Below are 18264 nucleotides of genomic sequence, written 5' to 3'. Positions count from 1 at the left end.
AAAGCAGAACAAGAAGTCTTATTCTGCTTTTTAGTATCTTATTTTATTTATTGTTTTACAATTTTTACATTCGCTTCAGAATTATTTATTCTTATTAAATACACTCCTGCGTTTAAAGATGAAAGATCTGTCTGATTATTGATAAAATGCCCAGACCTTACAAGTTGTCCCAGCATATTAAAAATCTCAAATTTGTACTCTTTATTTTCTGCAGCCCTGATGTAAAGAATATTAGAAAAAGGACTCGGATAGAGTGAGATCTTGTTATTAATCACCGTAGATTTTGCATTTTCTTTAATCAATTTATAGCTATTGGGTATAACTGAAATTCCTGATGCAGGACCCTCTTCATTACCATTAGCATCATATTTTATTTTCACACATCGGCATCCTGTTCCGAAGTAGGGGTCATTATTGTCATGAAAGACAATCATTCTGTTAGTGGTAGAAGCTGCATCAAACAACATATTAATAGATCTTCCGATATAATTTGAATTTAAAGCAGCCGTCCATACAGCAGGATACTGAAAGTTTAGCATATTAAATGTTCCCTGAGCACTTTGATTAGCCATCACACTTCTGAATCCTCTTGATCCGGAATCAGGATAATTTCCTATGGAATATGCCGGATTATTAAAGATATATCCTACTGTAGCATTGGCAGAATTTCTTACTCTTATACCTGAATAATCTGTGGCAATACTGTATGAGGTTGCTATATTCTTATCTTTTTTGTACCATGGTGTCTGTCCGAAATCTGCTCCGGAAACCAACGCGACATTTGTAAGGTCCGGAATTCTCCAACCTTCAGGACAAGGATCAAAAGGTGATTTTTTACCCCCTCTTCCCCATCTGTCAGGAGCTAAATTGGGTTCCTGTGCCAGCCAGTCTGTACCGTTGGTATAATTGGGTGTTGTACTGTTGTAAGGAGCAAAAGTACTTGGAATCATATATACCAGAGGATTCTTCACAGAATAGGATATGATCTTGGAGATTTTTTCTGACGGTTTATCGGTTACCTGTACATTTGACAGTGAGGCATAAGTACTGTAAGGTACAATATAGTTTCCTGAAAGATTATTATAGTCAGACTGATCAAGCGTACTGTACGAAACTGCTCCCTTGGGAGCAGGAGTTCCCAGAAATACATTATAAAAACTCCTGTTATCTGCATACTGGAATGGGGGGATAGGGTCTTTCCTTCCCCACTGATAGTGCATTCCTGTAGAGGCACGGATTTTTAACAGTTCATCAGCAGTTGGAGCCTGAGGATTGACAACGTTGGGAAAAACATCTGTTGCCCCCAGATTACGATCCATAAAAACGGTCTGTAATGCAACATCAGCTTTATTGACATAATTCACATAATTTGTAACTGCTGCAGGAGTTTCTGTAGTATAAGAATAAGATCCCACAGGAGAATCCGTAACCCAGATATGCCAGCTCCAATATACCGGGGAAGATGCACTGCCGTTATGCAATGTAACTACAGCATTTCCACTTTCATTGGGAGCAATTTCTACAGATATTTTAGAATTGCTGATATCCTGTAGTGATAAAGGTGAAGGATTTACTATTGAGATCCTGCTGATTAAAGCTGTATTGGTAGTCCAGAGAACATTAGTTTTTAAATTATTAAAATTGGAAGGGTTCAATATCTCAATATTATCCAGCAACTGACTTTGCACAGAAAATGCTTTACTGACCGGAATTTCGATAGTTGTACCTGTTTCGCTTTTAACAACCTGATAGGTATTCGGATTATTCAAACCTTCGTTATATTCTGCAGTTGCAGGCAGATATTCTGTTGGAAAATCATAATCATTAATGGTGTAGAGCGGATCTTTTATACATCTGCAGCCGTTTGCATCTGAAGTATACATTCCGGCCATAGGAAAATAATAATACCGTCCTTTAATATTGGGATAATTAGGGTCCGGAATATCAGGCTGTGTTTTATCCGGAATCATAGAAAGCCCCCTTACAGTAACAGCAGGAGAAGTATCAAACAACCGGGCTAAAGTTGCAGTCCACAATGCAATATGATGCTGATCACTATACTGTCCTGAATGAGCCCCTCTGATAAGTTGTCCGTTTCCGGGAAAAATCCCCATATTAAATCCGCCGACTACCGAAAGATCAAAGCCAAGATTAGGGTAAATTCTAAATCCTGTCATGAAGGTGGGAACTCCTGTATCAGTAGGCTTTATGATATGATATTTATTGGTCTCAAAAACATTTTTTGCCATACTGGTTTTTACTCCGAAAGGCGAAAAGTCTATTCTGATATCATCCACATAAGAGGGAGAAGCCAGATTTGCCACCAGCATTGAAGGGATACGCCATCCATTGGGACAAGGATCATAAGGAGATTTATCTCTATAAGGTTTTGTTTTATCATTGGTATTGTAAACGGTTTCAATTTTCCCTTGTGCATTATCAGACCAAAGATTGAGTTCTGAAAGCCTGTTATTGGGCAACGCTGTAGATTTTCCAAACCAGTTGACCGGAAGATTGAGGTTATTGTTATAATAAGCCTGTCCTGAGTTATCATCTTTATTGACATAAATAAGGCTCATAGGATTTTTTACAGAAAGCCTTATATTATTGGTAACCTCTGCAGCGGAAAGCAGAACAAACTTTCTGAGATCATCAATACTCACTGCATTGGTCATATTTTTGGCTCCTCTATGTCTTACTCTGCCTATCGATCCGGAAGCTTCATAAAAATCATTTCCTCTTGTAACCAGGGGTGGAATTGGATCTTTTCGTCCCCATTGATAAAGAAGTCCGTTACTCCGGTTCCAGTCTGATGCCGTGATAGAATTTGTGATTGCTCCCAGATTTCTGTCCATCCATTTCCAGTCGGAGTCCGGAATAATTTCCGTTGTTCCATCCCATCTCATTCTTTTTATGTTGCTGAAACTTTTATAGGAAACTCCATTGGTGGGATCATCCGTTACCCAGATATGCCAGCTCCAATAAATCTCACCATCTACCCTGAAAACAACCACAGCATTTCCTTTTTTTGTCTTATTAACAGGCACTTTAATCTTAGCATCCTGCCCTGTTCCTATTATTTCAAGGGCGTAATTCGATCCGGATTTTATAAGTCCATGAACATCTTCCCATAAAACATCAGCAGTTACCGTCCCTGCCGGTATACCACTCCCGTTAAGATATCCGCCACCCTCCCACATCGCATAAGCTTTTTTTACGGGAACCAGCAATCCTCCGCTGTTCTGAGTGGGATCAAAAATGTAACTGTTAGGTGCTTTTTTCCAGTCTGGAAGCAATAATCTCATCGGCTCATGAACCGGTTTCAATGAGTCTGTATTCTCACTAAGCCATATTGCTTTTACATGTCCAATCGAGGGAAGATTCCCTCCGATATTACCTTTGGAAGTGATTCCAAATAATATCAGGCATATGACTGCCGCTAATTTTCCAGCTAATCTTTTCATACCTTAGGTTTTAGTGTCTTTAGCAGAATACAATTATTAAGCCCATTTCTATTAAAAGTGATTTATTATACAAATAAAAACACACATATTTGAATTATGTTATTAATAATGTAAAATAAAACGCGATAAACAGTATAAAAACCAACAAGGTATTTACATAAAAAAAACAGCCCTAAGCTGTCTTTATATTTTAAGATTCAAAATTCTAAGGAAGAATATGGTTTTGATACCGGTCAATCGAAAATCGCCCGGCCGTGATATTATTAAATATAGAAAAGACAACAAAATTGAAGACGACCAGTGCGATTATAAATGCATAGATCATATTCTTAACTCTTCCTGAAACCACATACATGGCATTCGGAATAATAATGTATGAGAATCCGATAAACGCTCCTGCCAGCCTGGAAGAGAAGATAGGGTTATTTCTGAAAATAAAATAAAGGCATATCCCGATTACAGCATAGTTTCTATGGTATTCATAGTAAGGATAAAGTTCTTTCATTTTATTATCAAAAACGAAAAGGAAGAAAGTAAGGATTGCCATCATCACCTCTGGAATTCCGATACCACCATTAAGTCGTTGTACCGTTTCATCCATATATCCATTAAACCCTTCAACAAGTGTACTATTAGAGGCCATCCCATCTAAGAAACCACCGAAACTTCTATATATTTCAAATGGGGACAGAAAAACAGAACCGATAATCATAATCAGCATTACCGTTTTGTTTAACGGAACGCGGGCCAGCCAATACATCGGGAGGAATAAGTAACAAACACTGTGTATACCCGACCCTATGAATATAAAAAACAGGTAATGCCAGAGTTTCCGCTCTTTAATATACCGTATTGCAAAATACACGATAAAAGTCCCGAGGTTTTGTCTGATCTGCCCACTTTCCCCGATAAAGAAATTGGGAATAAACATGAAAAGGGTAAAAGTAAAGGGATAAAAAGTATTATCCTCAGTATATTCTACTTTAAAGATCATCGCAAAAATAGCAATAACCAATGTTACCATATAAAAAGGTGCATCAAAAAAATTGAGAAGGATCTTATTAATCAAAGTATACAGCCATTCCACGTCCAGCGTTTCCGGTCCTTCCATATGGAGCATCTTCATAAAGATACTGTAATAGCTTTTGGTATCGGAGTAAATATAGATTCCTTTATAACTTCCGTAATCCGGGCCTACACTGTCTCTGAAACCAACAATAATAATAAAGTAAACAGCAAGGAACCAGAACCACTTTTTATCAACCTTCTTTCCATACACCTCCTGAACACTGAAGAACAGCATATAGACGATGGCAATTATATAATATGGATGTAGTAAACTCATGCTAACTTTCTGATGTTTTTTTAAACTGATGATATGCTGTGATGAGTCCGGTCAGAATTAAAGGCAGGAAAAGCCTCACTTCCCAGAAAAGCCCTACTAAAGTAATCATAAGAAGATAAGGAATGGAAAAGAAAAAATATTTTCCAAAAACACTCTTGTTTTCCTCTGTACAAAGGCCATATATAAAATAAATCACTATTAATGCAAAGACCAGTCCTGCAAGATTGAAAGGGCTGGAAAAGTTTCTGTTGATATAAAAGCCTTCCACAAAAGTCGTTTCATCCTGAACAAGTACAGCTCTTAATCCCAGATAAGGAATAAGGAAAGCAGCAACCAGCGGTATAATTTTCCAGATTACCTGATAATTTCCCTTCTTCAGCTCATCAATATTGAAAAATACTGCTGCAAAAAAAGCTATATTCAGACATGCTGTTTCTCTTACTAAAGTAGAGATCCCGATAAGTCCAATGAGGGTAAAGAAGAAAACATTTTTTCTGGTTTCCAGATATTTCAGAGTCAGAAATACACCTGACAGATAACAAAAGAGCGCGATGGTATCACAATTTGTCGGCGCGTACTGTGTGATCACAATGAAAAATACACATAAGAGATGAATAATCCTTCTTGCATTAACATTCAAAAGAAGCCCTGTAGATTTCATCCGGAAAACAGCATTCAAAATCAAAGAACACAAAACAAAGAACACGCTGTTCATAAGAAAAAGCCCATGATAAAAAGGAGTTCCGTTTTTGGACAAAAAATCTTTGAAGAAAGAAAGCGGACCATTGATCAGATTGTACATCAAATCCGTCATCTGTACACTCAGATAATTGGGAATCACTCTGTAAGCATATACGGAGGAAAATAAAAAATCAGGGGTTTTCTCTGATGTTTTCAGTCTTGTGTAGGATGATTCAAATCCATAATAAGACATGGCAAACAACAGAAGCGGAAGAACTATTACCAATAGAAATCCGTTTATTTTTTCATCATTTCTTTTCAACATATCTAAAACAGATTCTTATTTTTTTAATAATAATGGTGGTTTAAAATACATTTTTTCAAAAGGGAACTTTTGCAAAAGTAGAATATTTTTTCATTCTTCCTAGAATATTTTATTGATTTTCAGTTAAAACTTATCGCTAACTATTTTGAACTAATACTTAAAAAATTAAATTTGCAGACTTGATTTAAATGCAATGCATCGCCTTTTTATATTTTTATATTATCTGATTTCCAAAAATAAAATTCTATCTGTACTGACAGCTCTTGGAATTGCCGCTTTATGCATTTTCTTTGCGTCGAAGATCAATTTTGAGGAAGACATCAATCAGATTATACCCAAAAATGAAAAGTCGGATCTTACTGCAAAAGTTCTTAAACAGCTTAATTTTTCGGATAAGATTATTGTTATTATCGAGAACAGATCCGGCGAAGACAGCTTCCAGCTTTCTGAAACGGCAGATACTTTCCTGAAAAAAATTGAGCCCTTACAGAAATATATTGGTTCTGTTCAGGGTAAAGTGAACGATAATGAAATCTCTGAAACCTTTGATTTCGTTCATCAGAATCTACCATTATTCCTTAATGAGAATGATTATAAGGAAATTGATCAGAAACTCCAGAAAGACAGTATTGCAAAACAGGTAGAAAATAATTACATCTCCTTGGTTTCTCCAACAAGCCTTGTAACCAAAGAATTTATTAAAAAAGACCCTCTTGGATTTACTTTTCTGGGAATCAAAAAATTAAATGCTTTAAACATCAGCAAAGACTTCAAACTCGAAGACAGCTATATTGTTACCAAAGACGGAAAAAATCTTTTGCTTTTCATTGATCCTAAAAACAAAAGCAATGATACGAAAGCCAATGAGGCATTTGTGGATCAGCTCAACACCATCAAAGATGGTATTAACAAACAATTCAAAGGAAAAACAGAGATCAGCTATTTCGGTTCTCCGGTAATTGCTGTAGCCAACGCAAAGCAGATCAAAAAAGATATTCAGAATACAGTGGCCATTTCCATGACGGTTCTTTTAATCCTTCTGATCTATTATTTCAGAAATATTTTCACTCCCATCATTGTATTTCTACCCACCGTATTTTCAGTACTGCTCGCTCTCTTAATCCTTTATTTTATTAAAGATAAGATTTCAGCTATTTCACTCAGTGTAGGAGCGATTCTTATTGGAATTACGATTGATTATGCCCTGCACATCCTTACCCATTATAAGCATAACAACAATATTGAGGAGCTTTACAAGGAAATCACGCAGCCTGTTATATTAAGCAGTGCAACAACAGCCGTTTCCTTTTTGTGTCTCGTTTTTGTTCGTTCTGAAGCATTAAAGGACTTAGGTCTTTTTGCTGCCATTACTGTGATTCTTTCTTCAATCACAGCATTGATTATTGTTCCTCAACTTTATAAACCAAAAGAAAAGGGAGAACACCTGAACACAAATTTCATTGACAAGATCGGCTCTTATCCGTACGAAAAAAATAAGCCTTTGATTATTGGGTGTTCCATTATTATTCTTGCCTGTCTGTTTGGATTCAGACATGTAGGTTTCAATGAAGATATCGGGGATCTGAATTATATTCCGAAAGAATTAAAAATCAGTGAGGCAAAACTGCAGAAACTTTCTGATATTACGTCAAAATCAATTTATACTATTTCTTATGGAAATTCTGAAGAAGAAGCACTGTCCAGAAATTCCGAATTGAGCAGTTTCCTGGACAAAGAGAAAAAAGAAGGAAAGATCTTAAGCTATAATTCTATCGGAAGCGTTGTTCTTTCAGAAAAGGATCAGCAGAAAAAAATTGACCAGTGGAACCGTTTCTGGAATGACCAGAAGAAAAGCCTAGCCATTTCCGAACTGATCAGTAACGGGAATAAATTCGGCTTCAACAGTTCCGCGTTTGACAGTTTTGATGAAGCTTTGCGTAAAAATTATTCTGCATTGAGCCTGAAGGATTATCAACAAGTGAAAGCGCTTCAGATTTCAGAATTCATGAGCAGCGAAAATGGTTTCTACACCGTTTCCAATGTAGTAAAAGTAGACGAAAACAAAAGAGACACTTTCATCAAAGATATTGATAAACAGCATGATGCCATTGCTATAGACCGGCAGCAGATGAATGAAAATTTCCTTGGTTTGCTGAAAAGGGACTTCAATACACTGATCAGTTATTCTCTTCTTGCCATTATTTTAACGATCATCGTTTTCTTCAGGAATTTTGAATTAACAGTTCTCACCATGTTCCCGATTGTTTTAACGGGAGTTGTTACAGCCGGAATCCTTTATTTTCTGGGATTGGAATTAAATATTTTCAGTACTGTAGTGTGTACATTGGTATTTGGAGTGGGAGATGACTTCAGCATCTTCCTGACACAAGCTATGCAAAAAGAGCATACTACCGGAAAGAATGAATTACATACGTACAGAATTTCTATTATTCTTGCTGTTTTCACAACAATTCTTTCCATCGGATCTTTGATATTCGCCAAACATCCGGCATTGCATTCTCTGGCATTAGTAGCCCTGATCGGAATGTTCTCCGTTATTATTATCACCTCTACCCTATATCCTTTCTGGTTCAGATTATTCATTACCAACAGGGCGAAAAAAGGACTTTCTCCAATCACATTCAGATTGTTTGTATGGTCAGTATTCTCATTCCTTTATTACGGATTAGGTGGACTGCTGTTTTCTGCCTTCGGAAGTTTTTTTGTTAAAAATTCCAAAGGGCAGACCCTGAATATCATCAAACTTATTTTAGCCAGATTTTTAACTTCCGTTCTTTATTCTAATCCTTTTGTAAAGAAGAAGGTCATTAAAAATACATCTGAAGACTTCAGCAAACCTGCAGTTATCATTGCGAATCATACTTCTTTCCTCGATACGCTGGCTATTGCAATGGCTACCCATAAAATCATTTATCTGGTGAATGACTGGGTATATCAGTCTCCTGTTTTCGGAAAACTGGTAAGAGCACTGGGCTTTTATCCCGTTTCACAGGGAATCGAGAATGGAATGGACAAACTGAAAGAAAAAGTTGACCAGGGATATTCACTCGTTGTGTTCCCTGAGGCAGAACGTTCTTACACCAACGATGTGAAAAGATTCCATAAAGGAGCTTTTTATCTCGCTGAACAGTTCGGGCTGGATATTCTTCCACTCTATATCCATGGAAATTCTGAGGTGCTGCCGAAAGGAGATTTCATTATCTATGACGGAAGTATTACCGTAAAAGTAGGCAACAGAATCAGCAAAGATGACATGAGTTTTGGACAGAACTATTCTGAGAGAACAAAGAAGATCAATGCTTATTTCAGAGAAGAGTTTGCCAGACTGCGCGAAGAGATTGAGAATGAGAATTATTTTAAAAAGAAATTATTCCTGAGCTACCTGTATAAAGACAATGAAGTGGTAAAAGAAGTAAAAGAAGACTTTAATACCAATAAATCAGTATATTTCGAACTGAATAAACATATTCCTCATGATGCCAACATTCTTCATATCGCTACGGATTTTGGACAGAAAGATGCTTTATTAACTCTATATCAGGCAAGCCGAAGAATTTTTTCTCTGATTCAGAATGATGAAAAAAGAGCAGTGGCAGCCCATAACTATCTGGTAAAAAGAAGAAAAATACAGTATATTAAAGACCTTTCTGAAGTAAACAAAAAGATTGATGTTCTTTTGATTTCAGATGAACACTTTACCATGAATGAAATTCAGGACCTCCCCGAAACAATCATTTTTGTAAATACAAAAAACACTTCGTTTGAAAGTGATAATTATGCACTAAAATTTAGTTCTGAATCATTAAAAGTATTTAAAACTAAATAATAAATATGAAAAACATACTTTTGTAAACGCTAAAGAAAACTAATGAAGAAAAATATACTTGTCATATATTATTCACAAACCGGACAACTCGAAGATATTGTGAAAAATATAGCCCAGCCTTTTGAAGCGAAAAAGGAGGCTTATGATGTTACGTATTACAACATTCAGCTGAAGGAAGATTTTCCTTTTCCCTGGCCAGGCGATGTTTTTTTCAACACTTTTCCTGAATCTTATCTTCAGATTCCAAAAGAAATCCTTCCTCCTTCGGAAGAAATTCTGAACAAAAAGTATGATCTTATCCTGTTTGGGTATCAGGTATGGTATCTCACACCATCCATTCCTATTATTTCTTTCTTAAAGAGTGATTATGCAGAGCGAATCCTTAAAGACACTCCTGTAGTAACCATCTCAGGAACCAGAAATATGTGGATGCTTTCCCAGGAAAAATTAAAGGTTTACCTAAGAGATCTGAAAGCTAAACTCGTAGGAAATATTGCTTTGGTAGACAGGCACGACAATTACACCAGTGTATTAACGATTCTCCGATGGCTTACCACAGGTCAGAAAGAAAAATCGGGAATGCTTCCCGCTGCAGGAGTTTCAGATGAAGAAATTGCAGGTTCTGTAAAGTATGGCGAGATTATTGAAAGACATTTTAATAATAATGACCTTAATAGTTTACAACCGGATCTTGTGAAAAACGGAGCGATTGAAATCCGTGCTTTTTTAGTACGGGTAGAAAAGGTTGGAAATAAAATTTTCACAGTATGGTCTAACCTGATTATCAAGAAAAAAGAGAAACGTCCATTGCTGATAAAATTCTTTAAGGTATATTTGATGGCAGCGATATGGATTATCTCACCTGTCGTTTTGGTATTACACCTGATTACAACCCCTATATTTTGGTTTAAAAGACAAAAACAAAAAAGATATTTACAAGGAATTAATTTAAAATAGAATGTACGACGTATTTATAACAAAAGCATCAACATACTTACCCAATGAGCCGGTAGCGAATGATGAAATGGAGACTTATCTTGGGCTTATCAATGATGCGCCATCTAAAGCAAAATCACTTATCCTAAGAAATAATAAGATCACAACAAGATACTACGCTTTAGATAAAGAAGGAAACCCTACCCACTCTAATGCACAGCTTACTGCAAAAGCTATCGAAGGACTTTTTGACGAAAACTTCAAAAAGGAAGATATGAAATTATTATCTGTAGGAACCACTTCACCGGATCAGATCCAGCCTTCTCACGCATCCATGGTACATGGCGAACTGAACATCGGAAAATCTATTGAAATTAATACTTCAACAGGTCTTTGCAACTCAGGAATGAATGCCCTGAATTATGGATTCCTTTCTGTAAAAGCCGGTGTACAGGACAACGCAGTATGCGCAGGTTCTGAAAGAATGTCTGCATGGATGACTGCTGACAAGTTCAATCATGAGGCTGAAAATTTAAAACTACTGGAAGAAAGACCTATCATTGCTTTCAAAAGAGAATTCCTGAGATGGATGCTTTCTGATGGAGCAGGCGCTTTCCTTTTAGAAAATAAACCGAGAGAAAACAGCACTTCCCTAAAAATAGAATTCATTGATTTCTATTCTTATGCCCACGAAATTGAAGCTTGTATGTATGCAGGATGTGATAAGCTGGAAGACGGAAGCCTGAAATCATGGGCAGACTACCCTTCTGACGAATGGTTGAAACAATCTATTTTTGCGATTAAACAGGATACTAAAATCCTTGATAAATACATCCTTGTAAAAGGAGCAGAAAGTTTAAGATCATCTTTTGACAAACATAACCTGGATCCGGAAAAAATTGACCACGTACTGGCTCATATTTCTTCCGGATACTTTAAAGACGGACTTAAAGAAGAATTTGCCAAAAAAGGAATGGATTTCCCCGCAGAAAAATGGTTCTATAATCTTTCTGAAGTTGGAAACATCGGAGCAGGATCTATATTTATCGCCCTTGAAGAACTGATGAATTCCGGAACATTGAAAAAAGGAGAAAAAGTACTTCTTTGTGTTCCTGAAAGTGGAAGATTTGCTTATTCTTGTGCTTTATTAACGGTTTGCTAATGGAAAACAGACTGCCAACATCCGATAAAGATTTTGTAGAAAGTCTTATTCCCCAAAGGTTTCCTTTTGTGATGGTGCATGAATTGTCAGAATATTCGGAAAGCCATCTTTTATCCGGTTTTGAGATAAAGGAAGACAATCTTTTTATCCAGGACGGATTATTCCAGGCTTCAGGACTGATTGAGCATCAGGCGCAGAGCGTTGCCCTTCATACCGGATATAAATATTATCTGCTGGGAAAAGATGCTCCAACCGGATATATCGGAGCCATCAAATCTTTTGAAGCTGAAATACTGCCTAAAGTGGGAGATCAGCTGAAATCTGAAGTAACCATCCTTAATGAAGTAATGGGAGTAACCCTGGTAGATATCATTACGAAACTGAACGGTGAAGTGATTGCAAAATCTCAAATGAAAACCGCTGTAAAATAAACTGGAAATGGAAATAAAGGAAGAAAACATCATCAATATACACAACTTTTTACCGCATCGTGAACCGATGCTCATGGCAGACTATATCCTGGAACTGACCAAAGAAAAAGTAGTGACTTCCTTTGAAATCAAAGAAGATAATATATTTGTTCACAACAATGAGTTTGCGGAAGCCGGCTTGATCGAAAATCTGGCTCAGACCTGCTCTTCTATCCTTGGGCAAAGCTTCTTTGAAAATCCTGAAGCAGATACAAAAGTGATCGGGTTCATTACCAATATCAAGAAGATTGAGGTTTTCGGTCTTCCGAAGGTGAATGACAAAATTATCTCCAGGGCATCACTTATATCACAGTTTGAGAATATCTGCCACATATTTTGTGAAACATTTCATAATGATGAATTGTTAATCAGAGCGGAAATCAACCTGTTTATTCAGGAAGTAAAGTCGTAAAGTCAATTCAACATAGACATAGAAAAGCTGTACGTTTTTGTACAGCTTTTCTCTTTTAAATCAATTTTATATTCTCTAATAGATTGGTGAACATTTGTGCATTCATTTGTTTTATTCGTGTTTAAAATATAGGTTTTGGCTACAGTCAATTAATTTTTCTCTTTTTTTAAGCGAGCTAAAGCCCACTCCTATTGAATTGATTATAAAAACCCTAGATAAAAACTCCATTTTTGTTTATTTACACATTCACTACTTCTTTATAAATCAACTGATAATCAGCTTGATACAACCATTAAGATCTCATCATCAGATGAATTATTTCACGTGAAACATTCACAAAATCCGTGAAACTCTGATCCTTAGAGAGAAACAGTTTTTAACCACAAAAATTTAGTCTATATTTTTTTAATACGGCCTCAGTTTTGAAGTAGTAACTCCTCAAATTTAATATGATTTACATATAATGTATTTTCACTATTTTAGCCACCTGATTAAAAGAATCAAAAAACAGGTGAGCCTTATGTCATCTGGAATCTAAAAATATAAACATTATTTAGATGAAAAAACAAGACCTGCCTCAAGACGAAAGTAACCTGAAATCCGCCAATATGACTGAAGTATTGTATGTGACGGATGAGAACGACAACTACACGACAGCAAACAGCACCGGCTGGGATGCCAAAAAAGCTGCTCTGGATGAATCGATGGAACTTATTTATGAAAGAATTGAGGAAGCAAAACAAAATGTGGCCAATAATACAGCAAGTCCCATTGTTTATTTTATGGAACTGAACAAAATGGATATTGGCGTTCTTGCTTCATATGTAGGAATGTGGCAATGGAGGGTAAAAAGGCATTTTAAACCCAAAGTATTTAAAACACTAAGCGAAAATGCACTGAAAAAATATGCCGATGCGTTCGGAATTTCAGTGGATGAATTAAAAAACTTCAACGGGAAATAAATGAAACAAGGCTAAATATAATGCCTGGTATCATTTGACCAATGAAAAGATACAATCAGCAAATGAAATTAAACTTTGAACACCATCAGACTGCGCATTGCGAAAACGGTGTTGCTTCTAATCTACTGCTTAACAAAGGACTGAAACTAAGCGAACCTATGATCTTCGGGATCGGTTCAGGACTTTTTTTTGTCTATCTCCCTTTTCTGAAGGTGAATTTTGCTCCGGGCTTCAGCTATCGGCCGATGCCGGGTGCTATTTTCAGTAAAGCAGCCAAAAGATTAGGAATTAAAATCAAAAGAGAAAAATTCTCAAATCCTCAGGATGCCCAAAAAGCGCTTGAAAGAAATCTGGAACAAAATATCCCTACCGGACTTCAGGTAGGTGTTTTCAACCTTACTTATTTTCCTGAAGAATACAAATTCCACTTCAATGCCCACAACCTTGTGGTGTACGGAAAAGAAGACGGAAAATTCCTGATCAGTGATCCTGTAATGGATTATACCACTTCCCTTTCTGAAGCAGAATTGGAAAAAGTAAGATACGCAAAAGGGGCACTTCCTCCTAAAGGACACATGTACTACCCTGTTTATGTTCCGGAAAATGTGAATCTTGAAGAGGCCATCAAAAAAGGAATCAAAGATACCTGTAAAAATATGCTGGCGCCTGTACCACTTATTGGGGTAAAAGCCATGAGATGGGTAGCCAGAAGCATCCCGAAATGGGCAGAAAAGAAAGGTACAAAAGTGACCAACCATTATTTGGGACAGCTGATCAGAATGCAGGAAGAAATTGGAACCGGAGGCGGAGGCTTCAGGTTTATCTATGGTGCATTTCTTCAGGAAGCGGCTGTTATTCTTAAAAATGACGAGCTAAAGGAATTATCAAAAGAAATAACCTCTATCGGTGACCTTTGGAGAGATTTTGCCGTTGATATTGCCAGAGTGTATAAAAACAGAAACTCGAAAAGCAATATTTACAATGAACTTTCAAAAACAATGCTGCATATTGCAGACCTGGAAGAAGCTTTCTATAAAAAACTGAGAAAAGCGATCTGATATGGCGGAAAATATGATTGAAATTAAAAACTTATACAAAAAATACAAAAATTCTGATGAGTTTTCTGTAAATGATATTTCTTTGAGCATCAGTAAAAATGAAATCTATGGAATTCTCGGGCCCAACGGAGCCGGGAAAACAACGCTGATTTCCATGCTTTCAGGATTAATCAAACCTACTTCAGGACATTTCACCATTAACGGTTTATCTCCCCAGAAGGATGGGTTCAAAATAAGACAGATTATCGGAATTGTTCCCCAGGAATATGCTTTATATCCTACACTTACCGCCAAAGAAAACCTTATGTTTTTCGGAAGTCTTTATGGTTTAAAGCACAACCAGCTTAAAAAAGCCATTGATGAATCCCTTGAAATCATGGGACTTTCAAAATTTGCCAACAAGCAGGTAGGCCAATTTTCAGGAGGAATGAAACGACGCTGTAACCTCATCGCCGGAACACTTCACAATCCTAAAGTTCTGTTTCTGGATGAACCGACTGTAGGTGTGGATGTTCAGTCCAAAAAAGCAATTATTGATTATCTTTTAGATTTAAATAAACAGGGAACGTGCATTATTTATACTTCCCATCACCTTTCTGAGGCTGAAGAATTCTGTACAAAAATTGCCATCATCGATCATGGAAAAATTCATGCTGTAGGAACCCCTGAAGAACTTGTTTCACAGATTGCCAATGCCGAAAACCTTGAAGACGTTTTCATTTCATTAACCGGAAAAGAATTAAGAGATGTTGTTGTATAAACTGTGGAGAAGTTTTATTAAGGAAATTCTTCTGCTGAAAAGAGACATCGGAGGAATTGTCATCATCTTTGTGATGCCTTTGCTTTTGATTGTCACCATTACCCTTATTCAGGATTCTACCTTTAAAAACCTTGAAGGATCAAAGATTCCTATTATCTTTATTGATCAGGACAAATCTGAAGTTTCAAAAAATATAAAAGCAGAACTGGAAAACAGCAAAACATTCCAGCTGCTGACCAACTTCAATGAAAAATCTGCTCAGGAGGCTGTTTTTTCCGGAGATTATCAGATGGCGATTGTCATTCCTGAAAATTTAACGAAAGATTTAAATTCCAATATTGATTCGAAAGTTCAGACCATTGTAAGTTCATTCGGGCTGGAAGGAGATTCTGCAAAAGTAAAAACAGCAGTTCCCAAAGCCAAAGAAATTCATTTGTACTTTGACCCTGCTACCAATGTGGGCTTCAAAAATTCGGTGATGAATTCTGTCAACAAAATGGTTTTTGAAATTGAAAATAAAAAGATTTACAAAGCCTTCCAGGATCAGCTGGGAACAACGGAAAATCTTGACGAAAATAAAAACCTGATCAGCTTTAAAGAAATCACTCCCAAAAAAGGAGCAATGGATGTCATGCCAAATTCCGTTCAACACAACGTTCCTGCATGGACACTTTTTGCGATCTTCTTTATTGTTGTCCCTTTATCCATCAATCTGGTAAAAGAAAAAAGCCAGGGAACAAGTGTAAGAGCAAGAATAAGCCCTACTCCTTATTTTGTCCATATTTTAGGAAAAACATTTACCTATCTTATCATCTGCCTTATTCAGTTTTTACTGATGATTGCCGTAGGAATTTACCTTTTCCCTTATATGGATCTTCCGGCTTTTGATGTATCCGGAAAAATGTTCCAGCTTCTGACAGTAACACTGTTTGCAGGACTGGCAGCTATTGGATTTGGAGTTTTATTGGGAACTATAGCCGATACACAGGAACAATCTGCTCCATTTGGGGCGACTTCTGTAGTGGTTCTGGCAGCCATTGGCGGAATCTGGGTACCTGTATTTCTGATGCCGGAATTCATGCAGACCGTAGCGAAATTCTCTCCTATGAACTGGGGACTGAATGCTTATTATGATATTATTTTAAGGAACAGCGGAATTGGTGGGATTGCCAAAGAACTGGTTTTCCTCTTCTTATTCTATATTGCCACCGTAGCTATTTCTATTTTTTACGAAAAAAAACAAAATGCAGTCTAAAGAAAATATATTAACCTGTACCGAAGAAGTAAGAGTACGCTTCAATGAAACAGATCCGCTGGGCATTGTCTGGCATGGGCATTATATCGTGTATTTTGAAGACGGAAGAGAAGCTTTCGGTCGTCTGCATGGTCTTACCTATCTTGATATTCAGAATGCAGGATTTGTAACACCGATCGTAAAAAGTACCTGTGAGCATTTTCTTCCTTTAAAGTATGGAGAAACATTCAGAATTGTGACCACTTTTATTAATTCTGTATCTGCCAAACTTATTTACAGATATGAGCTTTTCAATCAGGAAGATCAACTGGTATGCAGCGGAGAAACCATTCAGGTATTCCTCGACAGCAATGGAAGCTTATGCCTGTATAATCCGGAATTTTTTCAAAACTGGAAAGATAAAATGGGATTATCATGAAGAAGGAAATTTATATCACAGATTACAATTGTGTAACTCCGCTGGGCTTCAATGTTGAGTCCAACTGGAACGCTCTTTTGGAAGGAAAATCGGGAGTCGCTTCACATACAATCATAAACAATCAGGAGGCTTTTTATGCTTCTATGATTGATTCTGAAAAACTGAATGAAGAATTCAACAGATTCTTCGCTCAGCATACAACTGATTTCACAAGACTGGAGAAGATGCTTCTTTTAAGCTTACAACCTCTTGTTGAAAAACATACCGTTTCGGAAAATACGGCTTTCATCCTTTCCACAACAAAAGGAAATATCAGTCTGTTAAAAAACCAGCCGGAATTACCGGAAGGTGTTTATTTATCAAAATTAGCAGAAAAAATTGCTTATTTCTTTGGATTTAAAACCAAACCGATCATCGTTTCTAACGCCTGTGTTTCAGGAGTAATGGCAATGTCTGTGGCTAAAAATATGATTCAGGCAGGAAAATATAAAGATGCCTTTGTGATTGCAGGTGATGAGCTTTCTGAATTTGTTATCTCAGGATTCAATTCATTTCAGGCAATAGGATCAGGGCCTTGCCAACCTTATGATAAAAACAGAGACGGAATTAATATTGGTGAAGCAGCCGCCGCAGTTTATATCACTTCAGGTCTTTGCGAGGAACAAAGTGACGAAGCAATCTCACAAAACGAAAAATTCAGGTTTAAAGTCCTTGGAGATTCAGCAGTGAATGATGCCAATCACATTTCCGGACCTTCAAGAACAGGTGACGGTTTATATGCCAGTATCAAAAATGCTATGACTGAAGCGAATATTTCTGCTGAACAGATCGATTTTATTTCTGCCCACGGAACAGCCACTTTATATAACGATGAAATGGAGGCTATTGCCTTCAACAGAATGGATCTCCAACATATTCCGCTCAACAGTATGAAAGGATATTACGGGCACTGCCTGGGAGCGTCAGGGCTTTTGGAAAGTATTATCTCTATGGAAAGTGCTCTTCACAGCATTTTGATTCCTTCAAAGAATTTTAAAGAAACAGGAGTAACTCACCCTTTAAATATCATCAGAGAAAACCAAACTGCAGACATTAAATATATTCTGAAGACCGCTTCTGGTTTTGGAGGATGTAATGCAGCTGTTGTACTGGAAAAATGTTAAACTGAA

The 18264-nt window shown here is 36.8% G+C and carries 14 protein-coding genes; 11 read left to right on the top strand and 3 right to left on the bottom strand.

From position 1 onward, the window contains the following. Window positions 1-47 precede the first annotated feature (47 nt). From ACLI50_RS20405 to ACLI50_RS20395, 3 genes are all read right to left on the bottom strand, one after another. A complete protein-coding gene (locus tag ACLI50_RS20405) occupies window positions 48-3464 on the bottom strand; it encodes a T9SS type A sorting domain-containing protein (RefSeq protein ID WP_202839856.1) in 3417 nt (1138 codons plus the stop codon). Between the two features lie 205 nt (window positions 3465-3669). Then, the gene (locus ACLI50_RS20400; RefSeq protein WP_228406498.1) at window positions 3670-4809 is read right to left on the bottom strand and encodes an EpsG family protein; all 1140 of its coding nucleotides are present in this window, start codon (window positions 4807-4809) and stop codon (window positions 3670-3672) included. Window position 4810: 1 nt separating this feature from the next. After that, a complete protein-coding gene (locus ACLI50_RS20395) occupies window positions 4811-5815 on the bottom strand; it encodes a hypothetical protein (protein ID WP_411414524.1) in 1005 nt (334 codons plus the stop codon). A 193-nt stretch (window positions 5816-6008) separates the two neighbouring features. Here ACLI50_RS20395 and ACLI50_RS20390 point away from each other — a divergent pair, with 193 nt between their 5' ends. From ACLI50_RS20390 to ACLI50_RS20340, 11 genes are all read left to right on the top strand, one after another. Continuing rightward, on the top strand, window positions 6009-9662 hold the full coding sequence (locus ACLI50_RS20390) for an MMPL family transporter (RefSeq protein ID WP_411414523.1): 3654 nt from the start codon (window positions 6009-6011) through the stop codon (window positions 9660-9662). A 42-nt stretch (window positions 9663-9704) separates the two neighbouring features. After that, window positions 9705-10619 carry an EVE domain-containing protein gene (locus ACLI50_RS20385; RefSeq protein WP_411414522.1) on the top strand — a complete coding sequence of 305 codons (915 nt, stop codon included), beginning with the start codon at window positions 9705-9707 and terminating at the stop codon, window positions 10617-10619. A 1-nt stretch (window position 10620) separates the two neighbouring features. Further along, entirely contained in the window at window positions 10621-11760 is a 1140-nt protein-coding gene (gene darB / locus ACLI50_RS20380) for a dialkylresorcinol biosynthesis protein DarB (protein WP_110009837.1), read from the top strand. Next, complete coding sequence (locus ACLI50_RS20375; RefSeq protein ID WP_202839862.1) at window positions 11760-12191, top strand: hotdog family protein; 432 nt, start codon at window positions 11760-11762, stop codon at window positions 12189-12191. The genes darB and ACLI50_RS20375 overlap by 1 nt, the downstream gene beginning before the upstream one ends. A gap of 7 nt (window positions 12192-12198) precedes the next feature. Next, window positions 12199-12642, top strand: a complete 444-nt coding sequence (locus ACLI50_RS20370; protein ID WP_202839863.1) for a hotdog family protein — start codon at window positions 12199-12201, stop codon at window positions 12640-12642. Window positions 12643-13199: 557 nt separating this feature from the next. Next, window positions 13200-13604, top strand: coding sequence for a flexirubin biosynthesis protein DarG (gene DarG / locus ACLI50_RS20365; protein ID WP_411414521.1), 405 nt, complete (start codon window positions 13200-13202; stop codon window positions 13602-13604). A gap of 62 nt (window positions 13605-13666) precedes the next feature. Continuing rightward, window positions 13667-14662, top strand: a complete 996-nt coding sequence (gene darH / locus ACLI50_RS20360; protein WP_202839865.1) for a BtrH-related acyltransferase DarH — start codon at window positions 13667-13669, stop codon at window positions 14660-14662. A gap of 13 nt (window positions 14663-14675) precedes the next feature. Continuing rightward, window positions 14676-15422 (top strand): ABC transporter ATP-binding protein, encoded by a 747-nt coding sequence (locus ACLI50_RS20355; protein ID WP_238349611.1) that lies wholly within the window; start codon window positions 14676-14678, stop codon window positions 15420-15422. Next, window positions 15409-16677: an ABC transporter permease gene (locus ACLI50_RS20350; RefSeq protein WP_411414520.1), complete on the top strand. Its 1269-nt coding sequence runs from the start codon at window positions 15409-15411 to the stop codon at window positions 16675-16677. Before ACLI50_RS20355 ends, ACLI50_RS20350 begins: the two co-directional genes overlap by 14 nt. Further along, window positions 16667-17095: an acyl-CoA thioesterase gene (locus ACLI50_RS20345; RefSeq protein ID WP_105684190.1), complete on the top strand. Its 429-nt coding sequence runs from the start codon at window positions 16667-16669 to the stop codon at window positions 17093-17095. Before ACLI50_RS20350 ends, ACLI50_RS20345 begins: the two co-directional genes overlap by 11 nt. Further along, complete coding sequence (locus ACLI50_RS20340; RefSeq protein WP_411414519.1) at window positions 17092-18258, top strand: beta-ketoacyl synthase N-terminal-like domain-containing protein; 1167 nt, start codon at window positions 17092-17094, stop codon at window positions 18256-18258. The genes ACLI50_RS20345 and ACLI50_RS20340 overlap by 4 nt, the downstream gene beginning before the upstream one ends. The last annotated feature ends 6 nt before the right edge of the window (window positions 18259-18264 follow it).

Source organism: Chryseobacterium cupriresistens, from assembly GCF_046614675.1.
GTDB classification, from domain to species: domain Bacteria; phylum Bacteroidota; class Bacteroidia; order Flavobacteriales; family Weeksellaceae; genus Chryseobacterium; species Chryseobacterium cupriresistens.
The sequence above is the reverse complement of the archived record's forward strand: the minus strand, read 5'-3'. Positions and strand labels throughout refer to the sequence as shown.